The sequence below is a fragment of the Campylobacter ureolyticus genome (assembly GCF_027277485.1).
Taxonomy (GTDB): Bacteria; Campylobacterota; Campylobacteria; order Campylobacterales; family Campylobacteraceae; genus Campylobacter_B; species Campylobacter_B ureolyticus_B.
The window spans coordinates 1-24,594 of sequence record NZ_JAPXGQ010000004.1 but is presented as its reverse complement, the minus strand read 5'-3'; the positions used below and the strand labels follow the sequence as shown (position 1 = coordinate 24,594).

Annotated in this window: 18 protein-coding genes and 1 tRNA gene; 5 read left to right on the top strand and 14 right to left on the bottom strand. The window is 29.6% G+C overall.

Translation table 11 applies throughout. The features are described from left to right. Position 1: 1 nt before the first annotated feature. From O6B72_RS02850 to murA, 13 genes are all read right to left on the bottom strand, one after another. A complete protein-coding gene (locus O6B72_RS02850; protein ID WP_269492158.1) occupies positions 2 to 2,617 on the bottom strand; it encodes a valine--tRNA ligase in 2,616 nt (871 codons plus the stop codon). Positions 2,618 to 2,678: 61 nt separating this feature from the next. Beyond that, complete coding sequence (locus O6B72_RS02845) at positions 2,679 to 7,775, bottom strand: alpha-2-macroglobulin family protein (RefSeq protein WP_269492157.1); 5,097 nt, start codon at positions 7,773 to 7,775, stop codon at positions 2,679 to 2,681. Next, positions 7,776 to 9,926: a penicillin-binding protein 1C gene (gene pbpC / locus O6B72_RS02840; RefSeq protein ID WP_269492156.1), complete on the bottom strand. Its 2,151-nt coding sequence runs from the start codon at positions 9,924 to 9,926 to the stop codon at positions 7,776 to 7,778. A 48-nt stretch (positions 9,927 to 9,974) separates the two neighbouring features. Then, positions 9,975 to 11,144 (bottom strand): pyridoxal phosphate-dependent aminotransferase, encoded by a 1,170-nt coding sequence (locus O6B72_RS02835; RefSeq protein ID WP_269492155.1) that lies wholly within the window; start codon positions 11,142 to 11,144, stop codon positions 9,975 to 9,977. Between the two features lie 38 nt (positions 11,145 to 11,182). Next, positions 11,183 to 11,878 (bottom strand): serine O-acetyltransferase, encoded by a 696-nt coding sequence (gene cysE, locus O6B72_RS02830; protein ID WP_258298837.1) that lies wholly within the window; start codon positions 11,876 to 11,878, stop codon positions 11,183 to 11,185. A gap of 10 nt (positions 11,879 to 11,888) precedes the next feature. Next, positions 11,889 to 13,733: a biosynthetic arginine decarboxylase gene (gene speA, locus O6B72_RS02825; RefSeq protein WP_269492154.1), complete on the bottom strand. Its 1,845-nt coding sequence runs from the start codon at positions 13,731 to 13,733 to the stop codon at positions 11,889 to 11,891. Further along, complete coding sequence (gene hisS, locus O6B72_RS02820) at positions 13,723 to 14,952, bottom strand: histidine--tRNA ligase (RefSeq protein WP_269492153.1); 1,230 nt, start codon at positions 14,950 to 14,952, stop codon at positions 13,723 to 13,725. The genes speA and hisS overlap by 11 nt, the downstream gene beginning before the upstream one ends. Further along, a complete protein-coding gene (tmk, locus tag O6B72_RS02815; RefSeq protein ID WP_269492152.1) occupies positions 14,949 to 15,524 on the bottom strand; it encodes a dTMP kinase in 576 nt (191 codons plus the stop codon). The genes hisS and tmk overlap by 4 nt, the downstream gene beginning before the upstream one ends. After that, positions 15,508 to 15,996, bottom strand: coding sequence for a pantetheine-phosphate adenylyltransferase (gene coaD, locus O6B72_RS02810; protein WP_018713358.1), 489 nt, complete (start codon positions 15,994 to 15,996; stop codon positions 15,508 to 15,510). The genes tmk and coaD overlap by 17 nt, the downstream gene beginning before the upstream one ends. Beyond that, positions 15,993 to 16,544, bottom strand: coding sequence for a UbiX family flavin prenyltransferase (locus O6B72_RS02805; protein ID WP_018713359.1), 552 nt, complete (start codon positions 16,542 to 16,544; stop codon positions 15,993 to 15,995). Before O6B72_RS02805 ends, coaD begins: the two co-directional genes overlap by 4 nt. A gap of 43 nt (positions 16,545 to 16,587) precedes the next feature. Beyond that, positions 16,588 to 16,662, bottom strand: a tRNA-Gly gene (locus O6B72_RS02800). A gap of 39 nt (positions 16,663 to 16,701) precedes the next feature. Continuing rightward, positions 16,702 to 17,880, bottom strand: a complete 1,179-nt coding sequence (locus O6B72_RS02795) for a molybdopterin molybdotransferase MoeA (RefSeq protein ID WP_018713360.1) — start codon at positions 17,878 to 17,880, stop codon at positions 16,702 to 16,704. A 3-nt stretch (positions 17,881 to 17,883) separates the two neighbouring features. Beyond that, positions 17,884 to 19,152 (bottom strand): UDP-N-acetylglucosamine 1-carboxyvinyltransferase, encoded by a 1,269-nt coding sequence (murA, locus tag O6B72_RS02790; protein WP_269488162.1) that lies wholly within the window; start codon positions 19,150 to 19,152, stop codon positions 17,884 to 17,886. A gap of 158 nt (positions 19,153 to 19,310) precedes the next feature. On the opposite strand from murA, the gene O6B72_RS02785 reads away from it, so the two are divergent. From O6B72_RS02785 to O6B72_RS02765, 5 genes are read left to right on the top strand one after another with little or no spacing between them, the layout of a single operon-like run. Next, positions 19,311 to 19,955 (top strand): NlpC/P60 family protein, encoded by a 645-nt coding sequence (locus O6B72_RS02785; RefSeq protein WP_114675212.1) that lies wholly within the window; start codon positions 19,311 to 19,313, stop codon positions 19,953 to 19,955. A 21-nt stretch (positions 19,956 to 19,976) separates the two neighbouring features. After that, on the top strand, positions 19,977 to 20,510 hold the full coding sequence (locus O6B72_RS02780) for a rhomboid family intramembrane serine protease (protein ID WP_016647443.1): 534 nt from the start codon (positions 19,977 to 19,979) through the stop codon (positions 20,508 to 20,510). Positions 20,511 to 20,527: 17 nt separating this feature from the next. Further along, positions 20,528 to 21,790 carry a M20 family metallo-hydrolase gene (locus O6B72_RS02775; RefSeq protein WP_269492151.1) on the top strand — a complete coding sequence of 421 codons (1,263 nt, stop codon included), beginning with the start codon at positions 20,528 to 20,530 and terminating at the stop codon, positions 21,788 to 21,790. A 38-nt stretch (positions 21,791 to 21,828) separates the two neighbouring features. Further along, a complete protein-coding gene (locus O6B72_RS02770) occupies positions 21,829 to 22,317 on the top strand; it encodes a SixA phosphatase family protein (protein ID WP_024962019.1) in 489 nt (162 codons plus the stop codon). A gap of 9 nt (positions 22,318 to 22,326) precedes the next feature. After that, the gene (locus O6B72_RS02765) at positions 22,327 to 23,637 is read left to right on the top strand and encodes a hypothetical protein (protein ID WP_269492150.1); all 1,311 of its coding nucleotides are present in this window, start codon (positions 22,327 to 22,329) and stop codon (positions 23,635 to 23,637) included. A gap of 37 nt (positions 23,638 to 23,674) precedes the next feature. Here the strand turns inward: O6B72_RS02765 and rbr are convergent, their stop codons facing one another. Next, the gene (gene rbr / locus O6B72_RS02760) at positions 23,675 to 24,259 is read right to left on the bottom strand and encodes a rubrerythrin (protein ID WP_101636823.1); all 585 of its coding nucleotides are present in this window, start codon (positions 24,257 to 24,259) and stop codon (positions 23,675 to 23,677) included. Positions 24,260 to 24,594 lie beyond the last annotated feature (335 nt).

Genomic DNA, 24,594 nt, shown 5'->3' with positions numbered 1-24,594 from the left:
TTCAAACTTCCAAACTTCTTATCTCATTTTCAACTTTACTAAGTTGATCTTTTGCATTTTCTAGTCCTTCGCGGTTGGTTTGCACAACCTCAGCTGGGGCATTAGCGATAAATTTTTCATTTTTAAGCATTCCCTCAAGTTTTAAAATCTCTTTTTCAAGCTTTGTTTTTTGTGCGTTAAGACGTTTTAAAATCTCACTTAAATCAACTCCGCTTAAAGGCACAAAAACGCTTAAATTTTGGCTTACATCAGCCACTGCGTCAGTTACTTTCTCGTTCACAAATTTAACATCGTCGCATTTTGCAAGAAGTTTTATAAACTCAAGTTCATTTTCTAAATTTATATTTTCATTTAGCTTGATATAGGCAAGTGGAATTTTTGAATTTCCTAAATCAATAGTCGCTTTTGCACGGCGGATTGCTACGATACTTTCTATAATAAGGCTAAATTTGGCCTCAATTTCGCTGTTTTGTTTATTGGCTTTTGGATATGGCATTATCATAATTGAGTCTGAGTTTTGCAAGCTTGTCCCGCTTAGCTCATGCCACAAATATTCACTTAAAAAAGGCATAAAAGGATTTAAAAGTTTCATGGCCTCTTTAAAAATCGCACCAAGTTCTTTAACTGCACTTTTTTGGGCCTTGCTTAACTCAATTCCCCAGTCGCAAAATTCATCCCATAAGAATTTATAGATTTCATTTGCAGCATCGTTAAATCGGTATTCATCAAGGTTTTTTCTAGTTTCACTCACACAGTTTTGAAAACGAGAAAACATATAAATTCCAAGCTCTGTTTTAAGCTCTAACTCGCTTAAATTTGGAAATTTATTTTCATTTAAAAGCAGGAATTTATGAGCGTTGTATAGTTTGTTTGTAAAATTTCTAACTAAGATAAGTTTTTCCTCGCTTAGTCTAATATCGCGTCCTTGAATGCATAAAAGTGCCAAAGTAAAGCGTAAAATATCAGCACTATACTCATCAATTTTAACGAGTGGATCAATGACATTACCGCTACTTTTGCTCATTTTTTCGCCTGTTGCAGTTTTAACAAGAGCGTGAAGATAGATATCCTTAAATGGTAGTTTTTCTAGAGCATTTTCGCTTTGAAACATCATCCTTGCAACCCAAAAAAACAAAATATCGAAGCCAGTTATTAGCATAGTATTTGGGTAAAACTCTTTTAGGTCATCCTCAAACCATTTTTCATTTTTATAGTTTTCATTATTACCCCAACCAAGTGTTGAAAATGGCCAAAGTCCGCTACTAAACCAAGTATCAAGGACATCAGGATCTTGATAGAAATTTTTGCTTTTACATTTTGGACAACATGATGGATTTTCATCTTCATCCGCCCATTCATGACCACACTCATTGCAGTAAAATACAGGAATTTGATGCCCCCACCAAAGCTGTCTTGAGATACACCAATCCTTTAATTCTCTCATCCATGCGTTAAAACTATTTATCCAATGAGCTGGGAAAAACTGAGCTTCGCCATCATTTACAGCTTTTATGGCATCAGTTGCAATCTCTTTTTTTACAAACCACTGCTTTGAGATATATGGTTCAACGATATTTTTGCAGCGATAACAATATCCAACTTGATTGGTATAGTCTTCTGTTTTTTCAATATTGCCGATTTCTTGAAGTTTTGCTACAACTTTTTCTCTTGCGTCTAGTCTTTCAAGTCCTTTAAACTCACCACATTCATCGTTTAGTATACCTTTTTCATCAAAAATTGTAATAAACTCAAGGTTGTGGCGGTTGCCAACTTCATAGTCGTTTTGATCGTGCGCTGGAGTTACCTTTACCACGCCAGTTCCAAAACTCATATCAACATGCTCATCGGCAATTATTTGAATTTCGCGACCAATTAGTGGTAAAACTACTTTTTTGCCAATTAGGCTAGTATATCTTTCATCGTTTGGATTTACCATAACAGCTGTGTCGCCAAAGTAAGTTTCAGGGCGAGTTGTGGCAACTACTACAAACTCATCACTATCTTTTAAAAAATATCTTAAATAATAGAGCTTTCCAACATGCTCTTTGTGTTCAACTTCTACGTCACTTAGTGCTCCGTCGTGCGTGCACCAATTTACCATATAATTTCCGCGGATTATAAGACCTGAGTTATAAAGACTTACAAATGCCTTTCTAACAGCACTTTTAAGCCCATCGTCCATTGTAAAACGAAGTCTTGACCAAGCAGGGGTAATGCCTAGTTTTCTCATCTGTTTTAGGATAGTGCCGCCACTTTCTTCTTTCCATTTCCAAATTTCATCAACGAATTTTTCACGCCCAAGACTCTCTTTTGTGATACCTTTTGCTAAAAGTTTTTTTTCAACAACATTTTGAGTTGCTATTCCTGCGTGATCCATACCTGGTTGATAGAGTGTTTTAAAGCCGTCCATTCTTTTGTAACGAGTCATAATATCTTGCAAGGTAAAAGTTAAAGAATGTCCGATATGAAGCACTCCTGTGACATTTGGTGGTGGCATCATAATACAGAATTTTTTTCCATTTTGGATATTTTTATTGCCATCAACTTCAAAATAGCCTCTGTTTTCACAAATTTGATAATATTTTTCTTCAATCTCTTTTGGGTTGTAAAAATCCACTTCAAACTTCCTTTTCTTATAAAAATAGCTTAATATTAGCTAAATTTGGCTTAAAATTCATTTATTTAACCTTGATTTCATAAGCTTCAAGGCTATAATCATTTATCTTTTCATCATACATTGACTCAGCGTTTGCTTGTGGAAGTTTGCAAGTTCCACTTAAAACAACTTTAAAAGGAGTATAAAATGTTATGCTTTCACCGCTATAAACAGGTGGTAAAAAGTCTGTTACAGAGCCATCTTTTATCTCTTTGTGAACCATTAAGATATCATCTTTAAGTCTTTTATCTCTTATGTTTTGGATAATTCTTTCATTGACTATCTCAAGGCAAGATGGGACTTTTTGATAGACTAAGATGTCATTAAAGTTTTGATTGAACTTAAGTGTAATTTTGGCAAATATCAAATCATTTATTTTTAAATTTGCTAAATCAACTAAGTTTCCACTACTATCTACAAATTCCCTCTTTATGTTTAAACTCTTCATCTCTAAACTATTTTTAATAGGCTTTGGTTTGTAGTCATAGCTAATTAGCGAATAATAGGCTTTATTGCTTGACTCGATAGTTAAATTTCTATCTTTTAAGTCTATGTTTAAATTTGCATTTTGGCTAAACATATAGAGATCATCGCCATTTTTTACCTTTATTTTTAAGCTTTTGTCTTTGACTTGTTCTTTTTCAAACTCGTTTATTGCTAAAAGAACAAAAGCTCTATCTTGGGTTGATTTAATGCTGTTTTTCAATAAAACTATCTCATTTAAAAGTTTTTGACTTAGCTCATCATCTTTCAAATATCTTAAATTTAGATAGAGCGAAAAGCTTAAATCTCTAATTTTTGAGGCGAAATTTAGCTCTTTATTTTGCATTTTATCTATCTCAAAAGCCTTTATCTGCTCTTTTATGCTTTCTAACTCTTTGTTTAGTCCAGCATTTTTCAAAATAGCAGCTGTTAAGAAAAGCTTAAGCAAGTCATCTTTATAAAATTTATTGTCTAAAAGTAGATTTATCTTTTCATCTAAGTTGTTTTTTGAATTTTGGCTTAAAATATACAAGGCGTAAATACTACTTAAATTTGAGTTTATGCCTTTTTCTTTTAAGGATTTTAGGGCTTTGCTAAGTGAGATTTGTGGCACTTCAAAGCCATTTTCTTTTAGAAGTAAAAGCGCGTGAGTTGCATAAATACTAGAAAACTCATCTACATTTGAGTTAGCCCTCCAATATCCAAAGTCGCCATTTTCATTCTGTAAAGCCAAAAGATCTCTTATGCCCAAATTTATGAAATTTTCTCTGTCTGTTTTGCCTGCTTTATTTGCTGGGTTTAAAAACATAAGTGCTAGAAGTTGTGAGCTTTTTTGTTCGCTGCAGCCATACGGATAGTTTATGAGTTTATCCATCTCATCTATAAAAAGTGTTTGCAAATTTGATGAAATTTGAACTTTTACTTTATCTAATTTATCAAGCATAAACTCTTTTTTACCTTTAAGTATGCCGCTTTTTATCTCGGTATTTAATGAGCTTGGCTCTAAAATTTCAAAATTTAAATTTGTAGTTTTATCATCTATTGTGATATTTATATCTCCTTTTCCTAGGCTTAAAGCCTTTGTTTTTACAATAATATCTTTAAAACTATTTTGTGCAATGCTTAAATTTTTATCATAATAAAGTTCTAAATTTGGGCTTTGTGATAGAGTAATTTTTGGTTTTAACTCTTTATCTGTGTTGTTAAAAATTTTAAAGACTAAATTTACTTCATCGCCATTTAAAAGATAGGCAATGAGCGGAACTTTGACTAAAATATCATCTTTTATAACCACAAAAGTACTTTCTTCACCGATTTGATTTTCATCAATGGCAATGGCGTCAAGGCGGATCTTTGTGTTGAGATTTGCTGGGATAAATTTGCTAAATTTAGCGGTGCCATTTTCATCGGCAATTGCTGTTTGCATAAAGATAAAAGTATCGATTTTTTTATTTTCCAATGGATCTAGATATTTTTTCATAGCAGCACTTTTTAACATCTCGCCACTTCCAAATTTAAGCACTTTTCCATCATTTATAAAGTTTGTAAGCTTGTCATAAATGTCAAAATCACTTCCTAAAACTGCTAATTTTGTCTTAAAAAACTCATAGCTTTTTGGACTTTTTTGATTAAGTAGATTTAAAATTCCCTCTTCAACCCCAAATAGGGCGATTTTGGTGTTTGGTTTGGTGCGAACTTCAACTTCTAAATTTTGAGCAGATTTTACTAAATTTGGAGCTAAAATTTGTGGTCTGAGATTAAATTTGGAGCTGTTGTTTTCTATGTAAATTTGATCCCATGCTTTAAATGGCAAGAAAGCTGAAGGAGTATCACTAAGTCTTAAAAGTTTGGCCTTTATATATCCACCTTTGAAATTTAGCGGCACTTTAAAGCTTAAATTTGTCGCTTTGCCAGATAGTTTTACTATCTTATAATCGATTAATTTATCACTCTCAAAGCTTACTAACATTAAAGGATCTTTTAGGGCTGAGCTAATAGTTACGGATATATTTTCATCATCATTATAGATGAGTTTATCGGTTTTTATTGAGGCTTTGCTAAGTCTTTTTGTAGGTACTAGCTCGTCACTTCCAAAGCCACTTACTTCAAAACTTACCACGCTTTTATGAGAGCTGTTTAGATCCAAAACTTCAAGTTTATAGTTTCCAAAACCGGGATTTTTTATAGTTAAAAAATTATCTTTTATATCAAAATCTTTAAGTTTGCTATCTTTTTTAAACCATGATAAAAAGCCCTTTTCATTGAGTGTGTAAATCCACTCCTCTTTGTATAGGCTAGCTTTTAAAGAGCTTTTTGTCTCATTTAGAGTTACAGGGTCGATAGTTATAAAACTAGCTTTTAGATCTTGGTTTTGATCTAGGATATTTTTCTCTAAATTTATGCCAACAATGCTTTTAAATGGATAAAGCTTACTTTGCGAATATCCAGCTACATTTTTGCCACTGTCATTTAGTAAAAAACTTGCTTTGATGTTTATAACTGAGTTTAGCGGGGCGTTAAAAGTTGGTAGGATGAGAATTTTAGAACTTGCATTTTTATCTAATAATATAGTTTTTTCATCAAAATATAAATCTTTTTCATTTAAAGAGTTGTCATCAAAAGTATAATCTTTGAATTTATCATTTTTAAAGGTGCTATTTAAAAAAGATACGCTTAAATCGCCGCTTAAATTTGAGGCATTTTGACCAAAGAGATAATTTGCACTCAAATTCAAAAGTGGTTTTTCATCTTTTGTATAAAATTCTTTGCTAAATTTAACATTTACTTTTAAATTTTGTGGGATAAAAGACTCGATAAAAAAATCTTTTCTTGCTAAGATTTTATTTTCAAAGATAACTTCAAGCCTTTGTTTTCCACTTGTTTTAAAGCCTTTTTCTATTTTAAAATCTAGGCTTCCAAACTCATCTAATATAAAAGATTTTTCATAGATTTTAGAGTTTTGTGCGTCATAAACCCTAACTTTTATCGGCAAATTTTTAAGAGATTTAAAGTTTTCTTTAAGGACGATGATGCCTGAAATTTCGCTATTAGGTCTTATAATATCACTTGTTAAATAGACATAAGCTTTTGGTTTTTGAGTAGACTTTAGATTTTGAAATAAAACATCTGCACCCTTTGAAGTGCTTTCTACTGGTTCTTGAGTAGTATTTGTATTTTGAAACTCATCTAATATAAGGAAATTTCTCTCATTATTTAAATTTGCCAAAATAGACTTTGGTTTTTTATCAATTATGTTTTTTTGACTAAACTTAAAGACACCTTTTTCATCGGTTATTCCTTTTGCAATGATTTTATTTTTATTTGAAAAAATGGTGATTTGGGCGTTTTTTACCACTTCATTGTTTGAAAGCCTGTTTACAACAACAAAAATTTCATCTTTAAAAACCTTTGTATGAAGTGCTAAATCACTATAGTAGATAAATTTATTTATACTTTTTAATCTCTCATCTTTGTCTTTATAGAAAATCTCAAGATTATAAATTCCATCTTTGTCAAAATCAAACTCCAAAAGAGTTTTTATCTCTTTGTTTGGCTCAAAATCAAGATGTAAATTTTGACTTTTTTCATCGCTAAAGGTATTTGTGCCATCATCGAAATTTAAAAAATATCTTAGATTTTCATCTTCAACTTTTGATAAAACAGTCTTTATCTCTTTTAAGTTTATACTTTTTAGGGCGATTTTTCCTTTGCTTGAGATATAGGGTTTATCATCTAAAAACCAAATTTCAGGGGCAAAATCAGCTGTTTTTAGTCTAAAATTTAGATCTTTTTTTAGAACTTTATAATTCTTCTCGCCAAAACCTTTTTTAAGAGTTATCTCATACTCGCTATTATCCTTTAAATCGCTACTTACGATATCAAAATAACTTTTGGAGTTTTCATATCCACTATTTATGACTTTGAAATTTTGCGTATCATCGCAACTTACCAAAACGCTATTTAACCATAGATAATCATCCATATAGAGCCTAAAACCAAGCATTTTATCTGGATATGAGAGTGGCTTGATAAGAGTGGTATCAAGTTCTAAAGTTTTAGAGCTTTTAAGTTCATCATCACTTTGGCTAAAACTATTTAAAATAGCGTCATATTCTAAGGAACTATTTTTAGGATTTTTTACATTTTTAGAGATTTTTAAGGTGTAAGAATTGCTACTTAAAACTTCTATTATTGCCTCAGATGAGCTTAAAATATGCAGTTTAAAAGGTACTATTTTTTCATCTAGAGTTATAGCTTTTATATTTTCTTTTAAATTTGTAACTTCATCATTAAAAGAGATAAAATATCTATTTTTATCCATTTGTTGAAATTTTTCTATTTGAAATTTATCGCTTTTAAAACTAATTTTTTCGTCATTGTATGAGCAGTTAAAAGTAGTCGATGTTGGCAGTATTGTTTTTGAGTAAAAGGTTATAAGCTCATTACTTTCTTGATGAAAAATACCATCAATTTTAGGCTCGCAAGTTATAAAATCATCCCTAAAAACTTTACCAATTTTGGAGTTATCAAACGTTTTACTATAAAACTCAACTCTATCTTTATAAACTTTTATCTCATCTATGGCATTAGCAAAAATAAAATTTAAAACCAGTAAAAAAACAGCTACAAATTTCATCTAAAATCCTTTTATCTCTATATTTGAAGTGGATAAATTTGAGTTTTCATCTAGGCAATAAATGGTATGCTTGCCACTTTTAAGCTCAACAAAATTATCACTTGCGCTATCAACTTTTTTATAATCCTCATCATCAACTTTTATAAAAACACTTTTACCTAAAAAGCTCATACATTTTACACTAATTTTGCTTATATCTCCCATAATCACGGCATTGTTATAAGGAGTGGCTATGAGCGGGGGTTTGTTTGTAAAAAGCTCTTTGCAAGGACTATTTAAGATCTCTTTTTCATCTATTATTTTGTTAATTAAGAGGTGATTTAACTGCTCATTTGTAAGGAGTTGGCAGATATCTTTAAGAGCAACATTTTCTATCAAAAAGTCATCTTTATAGTTTTTGCACTCTTGAAATTTAAACTCATCAACACATCTTTTTTCTTTTATTATCCCACTTGGCTCTTTTAAAAATTCCAGTTTTTCTCTTTTGTTTAGAAAGCTGTAAATTTCAAATAAAAGTTTAGCCGAACTTTGTGCGGCACTTATATTTTTGGTTGGCAAGCCACTAAAGTTTCCAAGCCAAATTCCAATGGTATAGTTTTTATCATAGCCAACTACTAAAAGATCAACGCCGTTTGCACTAGTGCCAGTTTTAAAGGCTATTTTTGGCATATCCAAAGTATTTTGCCAGACTGAGTTTAAATAGCTTCTTGGTGAATTGCTTAAAATCTCACTTACTAAATAAGCGCTTTGTTTTGAAAAAAGCTTTTCATTTTTATCTATCACAAAACCAGCAAACTTAAGTGGTTTTAGCTCACCGCCATTTGCAAAAGAGGTGTAGAGATGAGCTAGGTCTAAAAGACTTAAAGATAGCCCTCCAAGTGCGATTGATGAGCCATAAAAGTTTTTGTTATTTTTAACTAAATTTGCCTTTAAAAGTAGTTCATAGAGCGAGTTGCTTTCTAATTTGTCATTTAGATAGACAGATATTGTGTTGATAGAAAAATTAAGTGCCAAATCAGCAGAAACAACGCCTAAGTAGTCTTCATAAAAATTTGTAGGCCTGTACTCATTTATATAAATTTCACTATCGATTAAACGCTGTTTTGGGGTGATTAATCCGCTATCAAAAGAGAGAGCATAAATAAATGGTTTAAGTGTTGAGCCGACATTTCTTTTGGCTAAAACGCCGTCATTAAAGCCGTTTTGAGTCTTTAGGTCATGACTTCCTACATAAGCAACTACCTCCATCAAAATATTGTCAATAACAACAATAGAAGCGTTGTTTATATTGTGATTTTGTAAATTTAAAATTAGATTTTTAGCACTTTGTTCTATATAGTTTTGCAAACTAAGATCTAAATTTGAGTTTTTTAAGTTGTTTTTAAAAGCTAAATTGCAATAGTGAAAGGCGCTATTTTTTGCGCTAAATCTTTTTGGTGAAAAACTCTCTTTTAAAGCTCTTTTGTAGGAATTTTCATCTATAATTTTATCTTTTAAAAGATTTTTTAAAACCCTATTTTTAAGGGTTGTTAAGTTTTTATTTTTATCTAGGCGATTTTGGTTTGGGTTTTTAGGAATTGTTGTTAAAAGTGCTATTTGAGAGAGACTTAGCTCATCTAAGTTTTTATTAAAATAAAAATAACTTGCCGCTTTTATTCCTGTGATGTTTCCACCGTATGGGGCTAGATTAAAATAGAGTGTTAAAATTTCATCTTTTGTGTAGTTTAGCTCGATCTGCAGGGCTCTAAAAATTTCTATCAATTTATTTTTATAGCTTCTTTTTTTTGGCTCTATCATCCTTGCAATTTGCATTGTTATGGTTGAAGCGCCGATTTTGTTTGGGCTTGTTAGGTTGTGAGAAAATGCTCTTATGATAGAAAATGGATTTACACCAAAATGATAGTAGAAGTATCTATCTTCAAAGCTTATGATACTTTTTTTTAAAATAGGTGGAATTTCATCTGTTTTATAAAACCAAAGACCATCATCATTTACCCTTTGTGAGACTATTTTGCCATTTTTATCATATAAAATGTAAGACTCTTTTAAAAAGAGCTCTGTTTTATCAAGTGGAAATGCCAAATTTAAGATAAAAAATAAAAAAGATAAAAAAAATACGATGAGAAGTAGGGCAACGATAAATTTTTTCATAAAGTTATAAAAATTTATAATGTTTCATAAGCCCAAAATGGGCTTATATCAGTAGTTTTCAACTAATTTTTTTATTCTATCAAGTGCTGTTTTTATCTCATCTAAACTAGTTGCAAAAGAGAGTCTAAAATATCCATCCATTCCAAAGCCAACACCTGGAACAACTGCAACTTTTGCTTTTTCAAGGATATCTTTGCAAAGTTTCATTGAATCTTGCTCAACTTCTTTACAATTTACAAAAAGATAAAAAGCTCCATCTGGGTTTAGTGTTTTTAAACCTTTTATGTTCTCATTTATAAACTTAACTGCGTAATCTCTTCTTTTTTGATACTCTTTTCTCATAAACTCAATATCTTTATCACTTTGTCCTAAAAGTGATGGAATAGCTCCTGCTTGAACTATTGAGCTTATATTCGAAACACTTTGGCTTTGAAGTGCTTTACAAGCTTTTATTAGTTGTGTATTTGGTGTTGCCATGTATCCAAATCTCCAGCCTGGCATTGCTCCACATTTGCTAAGTCCATTTACTGTAATTGTTCTTTTAAACATATCATCATTAATGCTTGCTACTGCATAAAATTCATGTTTGTAATTTACTTTTTCATAAATTTCATCACTAGCTACCATTATATCTGTGTCTTTAAGCACATCAGCTAATGAAATTAACTCATCTTTTGAATAAATTGCTCCAGTTGGGTTGCTTGGAGAGTTTAAAATTAAAAGTTTTGTTTTTGGTGTTATGGCATCTTTTAGTTGCTTAGCTGAAATCTTAAAATTTGTTTTTTCACAAGTTTTTAAAAATACTGGAGTCCCACCAGCATATTTTACCATTTGTGGATAGCTTACCCAATATGGAGATGGAATTATAACTTCATCACCATCATCGATTAGGCATTGAATAATGTTAAAAAGTGAATGTTTTGCTCCAACATTTGTAAGAATTTCAGAAGTTTTATAGTCTAAGTTATTATCTTTTTTTAATTTTGTTTGAATTGCTTTTAAGACTTCTGGAGTTCCTGGGATTGCGGTATATTTAGAACAACCTTTTTCCATAGCTTTTATAACGGCATCTTTTATAACTTTTGGTGTGTCAAAGTCTGGCTCTCCTGCACTTAGGCTTATAACATCTTCGCCTCTTGCTTTCATCTCTTTAGCTAGTGAGCTAATTGCAATTGTTATGGACTCTTCTAAAACGCTTACTCTTTTGGAAAGTTTCATTTTCGTTCCTTTTTATGAAATTTGGTTAATTATATCTTTTATTTTAAAGAATTCAAATAAGCCTTATAAAACTCTTCAAGTTTTTTATCTTTTTTAAGCTCATTTATGTCATCTTTACACAATGCATCTTCTAAAATGCAAATTCTTTCTATTAAATATAAAAATAACTCTTTATTTATATCAGGAATTTGGTTATGAGAAAGTGGTTTTTCCTTTTTTGAACCTATTATTTTAGCAGGAATTCCTACTGCTGTTGAGTTAGCAGGAACATCTTTTACCACAACTGAGTTTGCACCGATTTTTGAATTTTTACCAATTGTAATATTTCCAAGTACTTTTGCTCCAGCTCCTACAACCACTCCATTTTCAAGTGTTGGGTGGCGTTTTTCTTTTTCTAAACTAACTCCACCTAAAGTAACTCCTTGATACAGTAAAACTTCATTTCCAATTATTGCAGTTTCTCCTATAACAGTTCCTGTTGCATGATCTATAAAAACTCTTCTTCCTATCGTTGCACCAGGGTGGATATCAACTCCGGTTAAAAATTTTGAAATTCCAGATATTGCTCTAGCTATCCTTTTGAAATTTTTTTTATATAAAAAATGAGCAAAGCGGTGATTTACAATAGCCCAAACTCCAGGATAGTTAAAAAAAAGATCCACAAAGCTATTATAAGCTGGATCTTGCCTTTTAGGCTCATTAAAATCTTCTTTAATAATATTAAAAAATTCCATTACTAGCCTCTTAGCCAAAAGATTTTAAATATCCATTGTCATTTAAAAATAGATAAAGTTCTCCTAAAATATGCTTTTTTTGTTTTTCATCAACTAAATTTGAACTTTCTATTCTTTGATTTAAAATTTCTTGAATTTCACTTACATCATAATCCATATCTTCTAATATATCAAGAACTGATTGGGATTCTAAAATATCTTTTACTTCAAAACTGCCATCTTCTTTTAGCATAATGGTTGCTTCTGTTGGATGGACAAAAAGATTGTGATCCATTCCAAGAACTTCTTGGTATGCCCCAACCATAAAAAATCCTAAAAAATAATTCTCTTTTTCGACATCTACATCGTGTAAAAATAAAGGATTATTAACTGAATTAAAGCTTATTTCTCCATCGCTATCACAAGTTATATCCCAAATTGAAGCCGATCTTGTTGCACGCTCATCAAGTTTAGTAAGTGGCATAATAGGAAAATGCTGTTTCAAGCCCCAAAAATCAGGCAAAGACTGAAATAATGAGAAATTTACTAAATATCTTTCTTGAACTTCGTCTTGAATTTTTAATAAATTTGAATAATTTAATTTATTTCCTAAAATTTCCACTGATTTTTTTATAATTAAATGAACTAAAATTTCTCCATTTGATCTATCTATTAAATCAACATATCCTAGATCAAATAGTGTTAAAATGCTTTCCATATGAGCAATTGCATCGTTTAAATATTCAAGTGCGTTTGAGCTTTTTATGTTTTCATACAAGTAGGCAAGTTCTGTTATTAGAGGCGGATTTTCACCCTTTAAAGATAATTTTTCTTCTGTATATTCTTGTGAAAAAAGTTCCAATACAGATGCTACTAAAACAGCATGAGAAGCAGCTACATAACGACCAGATTCTATAAAAATATCAGGTTGAGCAACATTTTTAGATTCAGCAATTGTTTTAAACAAGAACACGACATCATTTGCATACTCTCTTAAAGTGTAGTTTTTTTCTGCTGTTTCTTTGGTTTGTGAATATTCAACTGATAAGCCTCCACCTATATTTATAGCTCTTAGATTTTTGGCTCCCATTTTCCTAAGTTCTGCGTAGATATTTCCAGCTTCTGTTAGGGCTTTTTTGAGTGGGTTAATCTCATTTATTTGCGATCCTATATGAAAATGAATCATTGTAAATTTTTCTATAAGTCCGGCATCTTTTAATAAATTTATAGCCTCAATAAGCTCTGTTGCAGTTAGACCAAATTTTGAGTTTATGCCACCACTTTTTTCCCATATTCCGCTACCTGAACTATGAAGTCTTATCCTAAGACCAATATTTGGCTTTGGTGTAAAACGCTCTTTTGCTGTTTCTATAATAGCCTCAAGCTCACTTAACCCCTCAATTGTTAAGGTTATATCATGACCCATTTCAGCTGCGATAAAGCCAATATTTATAAGTTCTTTATCTTTAAAACCATTTACTGTAATTGGAGCTTTAAAATTATTATAAGCCATAGCTAGTAAAAGCTCAGCCTTACTTCCTGCTTCAAGCCCATAATTAAAAGGCTTTCCAATCTCAACTAAGTGCTTTACAAAGCCAGGATATTGATTTACTTTAAGTGGAAAAACAGCATTAAAAGTTCCATTGTAATCATTATCTTTTCTAGCTCTTTCAAAGTTTGAATAAATATCAACAATTTGCTTTTTGATAAGGTGTGGAAAACGAAGTAAAATAGGGCCTTTTATACCATCATTTCTAATTTCTTTTACAATATCTATTAGTGATGGCTTAAAATCAGTATTTAAACAAATCTCTCCATCTTCAACAATAAAATTTGAATTTCCCCAAATATTTAATCCATAAAGATTACTGTTCATTTAATTTTCCTTCTAAATTTGAAAGTTTTATTTTTTGATCATCACCATTTTCTAGGTTTTTATACCAAATTTCGTTATTTTTAAATTCATTGTCGCCAATGCAAAGAAATATTAATTTATTTAAGTTATCAGCTGATTTTAGATGTTTTGCAGGATTTTTAGCTTCATAACTTACTTCGACTTTATATTTTTTTCTTAAATTTAGTCCCAAAGAGTAAATTTCATTTATAAATTTATCATTTAGTGCACAAAGATAAATTCCATCTCTTTTTTCTTCTTTATTTCTTATAGATAAAATTTCCATTACCCTTTCAATTCCAAGAGCAAATCCAACACCAAAAGTAGGTTTTCCACCTAAATACTCAACTAAATTATCATATCTTCCACCACCTAAAACTGCACTTTGTGAGCCAAGTTCATCGCTTACAAATTCAAAAGCTGTTTTAGTGTAATAATCAAGCCCTCGAACTAGCTTTGGATCAACTTCAAATTCAATGTTGTTTTTAGTTAGTATTTCTTTAAGTTTGTCAAAATCACTTTTACACTCGTCGTTTAAATTTTCTGTTATTAAAGGTGCGTTTTGAAGAGCTTTTTGGCAAGCCTCATTTTTGCAGTCTAAAACTCTTATTGGGTTTGTTTTAATTCTTCTTTGGCAATCATCACAAAGAGTTTGTGAGTTTAAAAACTTAACTAGTTTTTCTTTATAAATAGGCATACAGTTTTTATCACCTAAGGAGTTTATTTTTAAAGTTGTTTTTATGCCAAGATTTTTTAAAATTAAAGAACCAATTATTATAACACTTGCATCTTCATAAACTGAATTCTCCCCAAAACACTCTATTCCAAATTGATGAAATTCTCTAAAACGACCTTTTTGTGGTCTTTCGTACCTAAACATAGAGCCATGATAAAAGTATTTTCTAACTCCACCAGCTTTATCGTATTTATGTTCTATAAAGGCTCTTACAACGCCTGCAGTTCCTTCTGGTCTAAGACAAATACTATTATCGTTTTTGTCTTTAAACTCATACATCTCTTTATTTACTATATCACTGCTTTCACCAACGCTTCTTATAAAAAGTGAAGTTTCTTCAAGTTTTGGAATTTCTACAAAGTTATACCCAAAATTTTCTGCTGTTTTTTCACAAATTTTAATAATATGTCTATATAAATTACCATTATCTATGATATCTTTCATCCCTCTAAGTGCTTTTATCATTTTATAAACTCCTTGATTTTTGCGTGAATATTTAAAATTTCATCACTTGCATTTATTTTTAAAACTTCAAATTTGAGATAATTTAAAATCATCTCCATATTTTCTTGAACTGTTAAAAGATATTTTATACCTCTTTTTTCTATATTGTCTAATTTTTTATTGAAAAGTCTGTTTTTAAGTGTATTTTCATCAGCTTTTAAAAAGATAAATTTATCGCCAAAATGACCATTTAGTGCAAATTTATTAAGATTGATTAGTTCATCTATATTTAAATTTTTGTCATTTGTCAAAGCATAGCTAATACCAGATATAAAACTTCTATCGCTTAATATCAAATTATTTAAATTTGGTTTTATAACTTTTTCATAATGTTCATTTCTATCGGCTAAAAACAAAAATAACTCAGCTTTTTTTGAAATTTCATCACCGTTTAATAATAAATTTCTTATCTTTTTTCCAAATTCGGTTCCACCAGGCTCTTTTGTTATAATAGCATCTTTGTAAATTTCTTTTAAAAGATTAATTTGTGTCGTTTTGCCGACGCAATCAATTCCTTCAAATATCACTAGCATTTTCATCCTTTAAAATATCTAAAATTTCCTTTGGAACTAAATGTGAAATATCACCTTTATGATGAAAAATAGATCTTACAACAGAACTACTTATAAAAGCGTTTTGTAATGTTGGCATAAGATACACGGTTTCAAATTCATTCCATAAGGATGAGTTTGCATATCCCATTTGAAGTTCATATTCAAAGTCACTAACAGCTCTTAATCCCCTTATAACTGTAGAAATTTTTTGTTCTTTTGCAAAATCTACTAATAAATTTTCAAAACTTACTACTTCAACATTTCCTAAATTTATAGTTGCAGCTTTTACCATTTTAAGTCTTTTTTCTATATTAAAACTAGGCTTTTTTGCATCATTTAAAGCAACTGCAACAACAACTTTATCAAAAAATCTTAAAGCCCTTTTTATAACATCAATATGTCCGTTTGTAATGGGATCAAAGGTTCCAGGATATATGCAAGCTCTTCTCAAATTTCCCACCTTTTATAAATTTCGTTTTTTATATCTAATAAATCAAGCCACTTCCCAAGTATAAAATTTTCTATTTCTAAAATATTTTTAAATCCAGCATAACTTCCTAAAACTGGTGGAGATATACTGACTCCTTGACTAGAGAGCTCATACATCTGTTTTAGAGATATTGTAGAAAACGGCATTTCTCTGACACATAAAATTAATTTTTTTCTCTCTTTTAGTGCAACTGCTGCGGCTCTTGTTATTAAAGTATCACAAATTCCTGAGTGAATTTTTGCCAAAGTATTTATAGAGCAGGGTGCAATTATGGTTTTATCTATTTTAAATGAGCCAGATGCTGGACCCTCAAATATATTGTCATCATCAAAAAATTTAACATCTTTATAGTTACTTTCATTAAAAATTTGATTATTTTCTTTTTCTAAAACTATTTTTGCATTTTTACTTAAAACTACAAAAAGTTCATTTTCTTTTTTTATATGTGGTATGAGTTTTAAACCTAAATTTATAAGGCTTGCACCTGATATACAAAGTAAAATTCTCATAGATTCTTGCCTGTAAAATTTGTTAGGTCTGAGAATCTAAAAATGGAGCGGGAAACGAGATTCGAACTCGCGACCCCAACCTTGGCAAGGTTATGCTCTACCCCTGAGCTATTCCCGCATAAAGAATAAAAAGATTTTAATCTTATCATACCAATCCTTAATCCAACTTTAAAATTTCTATAATTTCACCATCTTTTAACTCTTTTTTATCCAAATCTGAGAGGTAAAGATGAGTTGCTTTTGCAAGTGGAGAAATTGTTCCTGAGCCAAATTTATTATCATCAATGACTTTAAAACAAAAATTATCATAAATTCCTAAAATTGAATTTATTCTTCCACTTTTAAGTTTTAAATTTCCACTAAATTTTGCCTTTGAAATTTCAAAAAAATCATTATTTTGATTAATTAATTTCTTAAGTGTTGGAATTACTAATAAAAATGCTAGTAAATATGCGGCTGTTGGATTTCCAGCCAAAACAAAAACTATTTTTTCATCTTTTATAAAACATTTTGTAGGACGACCAGGTTTTATGTTTACATGGTCAAAAATTTCTTTAAAACCAAAATCTTTTAAAATTCCATCCATATAGTCTTTATCTCCAGCACTTGCACCGCCACTTGTTATAATAAAATCAAATTCTTTAAAGCACTTTTCAAAACTTTCTTTTATAGTCAAGGGTTCATCTTTTATTATTCCTAGATACTTACTTTTAAAGCCATTGTTTTTTAAAAGAGCTTCTATCCCGCTTGCATTTGCGTTATATATTTCGTATTCATTTGCTTTTTGCCATGGCTCTTTTAGTTCATCTCCACTTGAAAATAGGGCAATTTTTGGTTTTTTGTAAACTTCAACTTCACTTATTCCCTGACTTGCTAATAGCATAATTTTTCTAGGAGTTAGAATCTCTCCTTTTTTAATTAATATTTTACCTTTTGTAACTTCCTCACCTTTTAGTCTATATCCATCAAATTTTTTAATCTCATTTGAAAGAAATAAAACATCATTTTTAACATTTGCATCTTCTATTCTTAGAACAGTATCAGCTCCTTTGGGCATAATCGCGCCTGTCATTATCTTATAACACTCATCATCTTTTAAGTGAAATTCTTTTTTGTCTCCTGCGTAAATTACGCCTTTTATTTTTAGAGTTTTTCCTACATTTTTGTGATTAAATGCATATCCATCAAGTGCAGAGTTATCAAAACAAGGAAGATCTTTGATAGCGACTATATCTTTTGTGCAAATTTCATTTAAAGCTTCATTTAAATGTACAATTTTTTTTAAGTTTAGGCTTTTTATCTCATTATAGATTAAATTTAAAGTTTCATTTATCATAATTTAATCCTCTTTTTTTCGTGTTATTTTTGCACCAAGACTTGATAGTTTTTTTTCTAAACCCTCATAGCCTCTATCAAGATGATAAATTCTATGAACTTTTGTTGTGCCTTTTGCTACAAGTCCTGCTATAACGAGTGCTGAACTTGCTCTTAAGTCAGTTGCCATAACATCTGCTGCACTTAAGCTTTTACCATTAATTGTGGCTGTGTGGGTGCTTAGTTTTATATCAGCTCCCATTCTAAGAAGCTCTGCAACATGCATAAAGCGGTTTTCAAAAAGTCTCTCATCTATTATACTAGTTCCATTTGCAACACAGCAAACGGCCATAAATTGAGCTTGCATATCTGTTGGAAAACCAGGATATTCAGTTGTTATTATTTCAGTGGAGTTTATTTTTTCAGCCGGTAAAATTGTAATTTTATCTTTTTTAATTTCAAATTTAAAACCCATATCTTCAAATTTACTTAAAATAGCGCCAAGATGATTTGGTTCACACTTTGAAATAGTTATTTTAGAATTTGTTATAGCAGCTGCACAAAGGTATGTTCCAGCTTCTATTCTATCAGGAATAACTTCAATATTTTTAATATTTAAAAGATCTTTTTTTGTACCTTTTATAGTTAGTTCATCACTTCCAATGCCTGAAATTTCAACTCCACTATTTTTTAAAGCCTGACACAAAGCGACAACTTCAGGTTCTTTTGCTGCATTTATTAATTTTGTAGTTCCATTTGCAAGAGCTGCTGCCATTATTATATTTTCAGTTCCAGTAACTGTAATTTTGTCAAAAGTAATAGTTGCACCTTTTAAGCCATCTTTTGGGGCAGTTGCAACTACATATCCATCTTTTATTTCTATTTTTGCACCCATTTTTTCTAATGCTAAAAGATGTAAATCAATTGGTCTTGCACCAATTGCACATCCTCCTGGAAGTGAAACTTCACATTTTCCAAATCTTGCTAAAAGTGGTCCTAAAACCAAAATTGAAGCTCTCATTTTTCTAACTATATCGTATGTGGCTTTTGTCGAGTTAATGGAGTTTGTGTTTATTTTAATACTGTGGTTGTCTAAAAACTCAGTTTTTGCGCCTAAGTTTTCTAAAAGTTTTATAAGTGTTTTTATATCAACTACATTTGGCAAATTTGAAATAACTAAATCATTTTTTGCCAAAATACTAAGAGCGATTAACGGCAGAGCCGCATTTTTTGCTCCAGAAATTACAACTTCACCACTAAGTTTTTTTCCACCTACTATTTCTAAATACTCCATTTAAAATCACCTTTTTAAAAAATAGTTAAAATTATACAAAATTTTTACTTACAAAAATGTAATAGTGCTAAATATCGTAAAATTTACAAAAATTTGATAAAATTACCTAAGTTTTTGATTTTTAATTTTTATTTGAAATTTAAGTAATGGAAATTTTTATGAAAAAAAAGTTATTATTAGTTTTTTTATCGCTATTTTTTTTAACAGGATGTGTTAAAAAACAATCCATGATAGATGTTCCTATAGCCCAGGATTTAGACTTTGAAAGCGGGTTTTATGTCAATGAAAACTTTATAAAGACTTTAGAATCTCTTGAAGAAAAGAAAAAAGGCAGAGATTGTTCAGGGCTTATTTATCTCATAAATGAAAAAAATGATAATATCTATTTTTTAGAAGAAGAAATTTATAAGTTTACTCCAAAAAGCGGCAGAAGATCTGCTGGAATTTATAATTTTTATAAATCAAATAATAATATAATTTTTAAATCTCCAAAAATAGGTGATTTAATATTTTTTTATAATACTACAAAAAACACTAAATATTCCAAAATAAAACAAATCACGCATATTGGCGTTGTAAAAGATGTTTTTAGTGATGGAAGAGTAAGTTTTTTACACAATGTCCGTGGAGTAAATCGAATTGATTATATCAATTTGTATCAAAAAAATAGCCATAAAGTAAATGATAAAATAGAAAATAGTTATATTGTAAGATGCTCTAAAAACAAAATTTCTTGCCTTGCGTCAAACCGTTTTGCAGGATATGGAAAAGTAGACCATGAAAAAATATATTTTGAAAAATAATCGTAGCAAAAGGATAAAAATTTGAAAGTTACCAACACACTAATTGTATTAAATTTAATAATATTTATTTTAAGCCAGTATGTCCTAAGTACAAATTTAGTAATGAGCTATTTTGGACTTAATTATCTATTTTTTAGTGGATTTTATTGGCAAGTATTTACTACTATGTTTTTACACGCTTCATTTTTACATGTTGCTATGAATATGGCAGTGCTTTATCAATTTGGCTATATTTTAGAAAGATATTTTGGAAGTTTAAAATTTGGATTTATTTATATTATTGGTGGAGTTATAACATCTATTTTAAGTCTTGCTTACACATATTACATGGCAAGACATGGTGTTGTTGTAAATTTAGTAGGAGCTAGTGGGGCGATATCTGTTTTACTTGGAGTTTTGGCTAAATTAGATAAAAATATGAGAAATGGTTTAATAATGGCAATTTTAGTTATAAGCTTTGTTCCAATGCTTGTTGGTATAAGAGTTGGTTGGTATGCGCATCTTTTTGGTTTTGGTATTGGATATTTATATGCTAAAATTTCATTAAAAAGATAAATTTGAAAGGATAAAAAATGATAAATGAAAAAAGATTTAAAGCAGAATTTGTAGAAATTTCAAAATTTGGAGCTATTAAAGAAGATAGGTATTTAGACAATGGAGTTTTAAGTGGTGGCTTAACTCGTCTTGCATTTAGCGATGAAGAAAAAGAAGCTAGAAAATATTTAGAAAGCTTAGCCTTAGAGGCAGGACTTAAATATAAAACCGATGAAGTTGGAAATATTTTTATAAGATATGATGATGTAATAGAGCCAAATTTGCCGGCTGTAAGTGCTGGTTCACATATTGATAGCGTTCCAAATGGTGGATTTTATGATGGAACACTTGGTGTTATGGCTGGACTTGAAGCTATAAAAAGCATAAAAGATAGTGGTAAAAAACTAAAAAGACCACTTGAGCTAATAATTTTTGCCTGCGAAGAATCAAGCAGGTTTAAAATGGCAACTGTTGGAAGTAAACTAATAGCTGGAAAATTAAATCTCGATCAACTTAATTTTTTAAAAGATAAAAATGGTATTTCGCTTTTTGATGCGATGCGAAATTTCGGACTTAGTCCAAATAAATATTATAATGCTGTTTTAGAGCAATCAACATACAAAAGTTATTTAGAGCTTCACATTGAGCAAGGTCCAGTTTTAGAAAATCATAATATTTCAGTAGGAATTGTTACAGGAATAGCCGCTCCAATTCGCTATGAACTTAAAATTTATGGAAGAGCTGATCATAGTGGTGCAACTCCTATGAATATGCGAAGTGATGCACTTTTATGTGCTTCAAAAATAATTTGTGAGGTTAATAAAATTGCATTAAAGGGAAAAACAACAGTTGCAACTGTTGGATATGCAAATGCAAAACCAGGTGTTTTAAATGTAATTCCTGGAGAGTGTGTTTTAGGAATCGATATAAGGGATATAGACAAAGAGATGCTTTACAAAATAGATGGTGAAATTACTAAGATGATAGATCAAATTTGCAAAAATGATGATTTTGATTATGAGCTTACAAATTTAGTAAAAGATACACCTGTTGTGCTTAGCAAAAATCTTATAAACATGCTTGAAAAAAATGCTAATGAACTTGATATCAAAACTATGAAACTTCCAAGTGGGGCAGGACATGATGCTATGAATATGGTCGGAATTGCTGATGAGGTTGGGATGATATTTATTCCTTGTAATGAAGGTGTTAGTCACAACATCAATGAAAATATAGATTTTAAAGATGCCATCTTAGGGGCTAATGTTTTGGCAAAAACTATGCTTGAACTTGCAATGTAGGTTATAAAATTTAGCATAATTTTTAAGAAAGAAAAAAAATGAAATTCGTTTATTTTATAAGGCACGCAAAAGCAAAAAAAGAAGCAAGTAGTGATTTTTTAAGAAAATTAAATAAAAGAGGCAGGGAAAATGCCTCATCTTTGGGAAAGTTTTTAAATGAACTTAGTATAATTCCACAAGCTTTTTATACAAGTAGTGCAGTTAGGGCATTAAGTACAGCAAATATTATAGCCGAAAAAATAAATTTTAAAGGTGAGTTTAAGAGTTTTGATGAGCTTTATGATTTTGAGGGAAAAAATCTTTTGAAATTTATAAAAAATTTAGATGATAAATTTGAGACAGTTTTTATAGTAGGGCATAATTACGCAATTACAAATATTTGTGAAATTTTAAGTGATTCTGCTATTGGAAATATTCCAACATGTGGAATTTTTGGTATTGGTTTCGATATTAAAAAATTTTGTGATATTGAAGAAAAAATAGGCAAAGTATTGCTTTATGATTATCCAAAAAAACATCTTAGTTAAGGAGATATTTTGCAAGGTCAAGTTATAAGTGATCAATTTATTATAGGTGATGATGGGCTTTATTATAGATATAACAAAAGCCTTACGCAAAATGTTGCTATCGGAGATATAGTTAGTTTTGAAGAAAGTGATAATATCGCTATAAACATTACTTTTATTAGTAAAAAACCTCCAAAGGAGGAGCCAAAAGAAAGCGTTTTAGAAAAAATCAAGAATGTAGATATTGAAAAACTTAAAAATCGTGATTTTCCAAAGATAGACTTTAAAAAATTTTTAAATCTATTTAAATTTAGAAAAAAAGATGATAAAAAAGAAACTATTTTTGAAGAGTATGAAAGCCATTTAGATGATAATTCTGATGGATTAATTGTAAAAAATAGCAAAATAGATAAGAATTTAGAAAATAAAATTGAAAAAGTAAAAACAAGCAAGAACGATAGTAAAGATGATAGCAAATTTGTTTTTACATTTAATGTCGGCAATGATAAAAATAAAGATACTAAATTTCCAAATTATGATAATTTTGATAAAAAACCTTCTTCAACAAAATCACTTTTTGGAAAAATTAAAGATCATAAAAACGACAAAAAAGAAAAAGATTTTACTATTAAAGACGATATGATTAAAAAACCAAGTAAAAACCAAAAAGAGATTTTTACGGCTAAAACTATTGCTATTTTTTCGCTTTTAATTCCTGTTTTAGTAGTCACTATAATTTTTTATCTAAATTATGGATTATTAGACACTTCTTATAAAAACATGCCTTTAAATATAGCTATTTTAGTGCTTGGCTCTTTATTAATAATGCCTATTGGAACATACATAGCACTTAAAATAATTTCAAATTTAAGTGGCTCTGCAATTCATATAAATTATCTTAAAGCGATATTTTATCCATTGATTTTGATGTTTTTATTTATGTTTATTTTTGGATTATCAAATGCATTTTTAGTAGATTTACAATCCAAGGAAATATTAATTATTGGAAATTTAGCTCTTTTTATTATTTTAATATTATTAATTATATATTGTATTAAATTACAGCTTAGGATATTTTTCGAGCTTGCTAGACTTACAAATGTTGAGCTTTTTAAACTTTATGCTGTATTAATTGTCGTTTCTGTTTTTTTAAACTCACTCCCATATTTATTTGGAATATTTATGGTTTTTTTGATTATGTTTGGAAATTTTTTCATAAATATTTTACCAATTTTAAATCTAATAAGCTTTGCATCTTATTTTGTTGGCCTTTTAAGTTTTTTTGTTTATTTAATTGCATGGATAAAAGTAAAGAATGTAAAAAAAGCTATGTTTGCTTAAAATTATAAAGCTCAAATTTTAAATTTGAGCCTATTTTTTAATATGTTTCTTCAAAAACTTCAAAATGTGCTTGTGGATGATCACAGGCTGGACAAACTTCAGGAGCTTCCTTTCCTTCGTGTAAATATCCACAGTTGTTACATTTCCAAATGCAAACTCCATCTTTTTTAAATACCTTACCGCTTTCAATATTAGAAATAAGTTTTTTATATCTTGTATCGTGAGCTTTTTCAGCTATTGCAATATGTTCAAATACACTTGCAATTTCATCAAAGCCTTCTTCTTTTGCTATTTTTGCAAATTCTGGATACATGTGTGAGTGCTCTTCATGTTCACCTTCAGCAGCAGCTTTTAAATTTGATAAAGTATCTGCTAATGCAACAGGAAAATCATTTGAAATTTCTATTTTTTTACCTTGAAAATCTTGCATTAGAAATTTATAAAGCCTTTTTGCGTGAGCTTTTTCATTTCTTGCTGTTTCTAAAAATATATTTTGAATTTGAACATAGCCATCTTTTTTTGCTTGAGCACCATAATACTCATATCTTATTGCAGCTTGTGTCTCGCCGATAAATGATTTCATTAAATTTACAGCAGTTTTTGTTCCTTTTATACTTTTCATATCTTTCCTCCTAAATAAAAGTCTTATCATGTTATCATATTGTTGATAAATAAAAAATAAAAATTTTGATATCTCAATAAAATAATTAAAAAATATAATTCTATCGCGTGGATATTACGACTTTTAAACAATAGATTACATGGATTAAAATATATAAGAAATTTTCTTTATTATATATGGTTAAAAAAATACAAGTGTATTTTTCATCTTTTTCATCTCCCCCAAATTTCTTCCAACATTTTCTCCCACTTTAATGAAACTTTAAGCTTTATGTTTGTATAATTTCATTTCCGTTTTACGAAAGACCTCTTAAACGAGTTGTTTAAACAGTTCTT

Bases quoted from the DNA above. Each gene is read 5' to 3' on its own strand.
- O6B72_RS02845 (WP_269492157.1), bottom strand. From the start codon at position 7,775: ATGAAATTTGTAGCTGTTTTTTTACTGGTTTTAAATTTTATTTTTGCT.
- pbpC (WP_269492156.1), bottom strand. From the start codon at position 9,926: ATGAAAAAATTTATCGTTGCCCTACTTCTCATCGTATTTTTTTTATCT.
- O6B72_RS02835 (WP_269492155.1), bottom strand. From the start codon at position 11,144: ATGAAACTTTCCAAAAGAGTAAGCGTTTTAGAAGAGTCCATAACAATT.
- cysE (WP_258298837.1), bottom strand. From the start codon at position 11,878: ATGGAATTTTTTAATATTATTAAAGAAGATTTTAATGAGCCTAAAAGG.
- speA (WP_269492154.1), bottom strand. From the start codon at position 13,733: ATGAACAGTAATCTTTATGGATTAAATATTTGGGGAAATTCAAATTTT.
- hisS (WP_269492153.1), bottom strand. From the start codon at position 14,952: ATGATAAAAGCACTTAGAGGGATGAAAGATATCATAGATAATGGTAAT.
- tmk (WP_269492152.1), bottom strand. From the start codon at position 15,524: ATGCTAGTGATATTTGAAGGAATTGATTGCGTCGGCAAAACGACACAA.
- O6B72_RS02805 (WP_018713359.1), bottom strand. From the start codon at position 16,544: ATGAGAATTTTACTTTGTATATCAGGTGCAAGCCTTATAAATTTAGGT.
- O6B72_RS02795 (WP_018713360.1), bottom strand. From the start codon at position 17,880: ATGATAAATGAAACTTTAAATTTAATCTATAATGAGATAAAAAGCCTA.
- murA (WP_269488162.1), bottom strand. From the start codon at position 19,152: ATGGAGTATTTAGAAATAGTAGGTGGAAAAAAACTTAGTGGTGAAGTT.
- O6B72_RS02785 (WP_114675212.1), top strand. From the start codon at position 19,311: ATGAAAAAAAAGTTATTATTAGTTTTTTTATCGCTATTTTTTTTAACA.
- O6B72_RS02775 (WP_269492151.1), top strand. From the start codon at position 20,528: ATGATAAATGAAAAAAGATTTAAAGCAGAATTTGTAGAAATTTCAAAA.
- O6B72_RS02770 (WP_024962019.1), top strand. From the start codon at position 21,829: ATGAAATTCGTTTATTTTATAAGGCACGCAAAAGCAAAAAAAGAAGCA.
- rbr (WP_101636823.1), bottom strand. From the start codon at position 24,259: ATGAAAAGTATAAAAGGAACAAAAACTGCTGTAAATTTAATGAAATCA.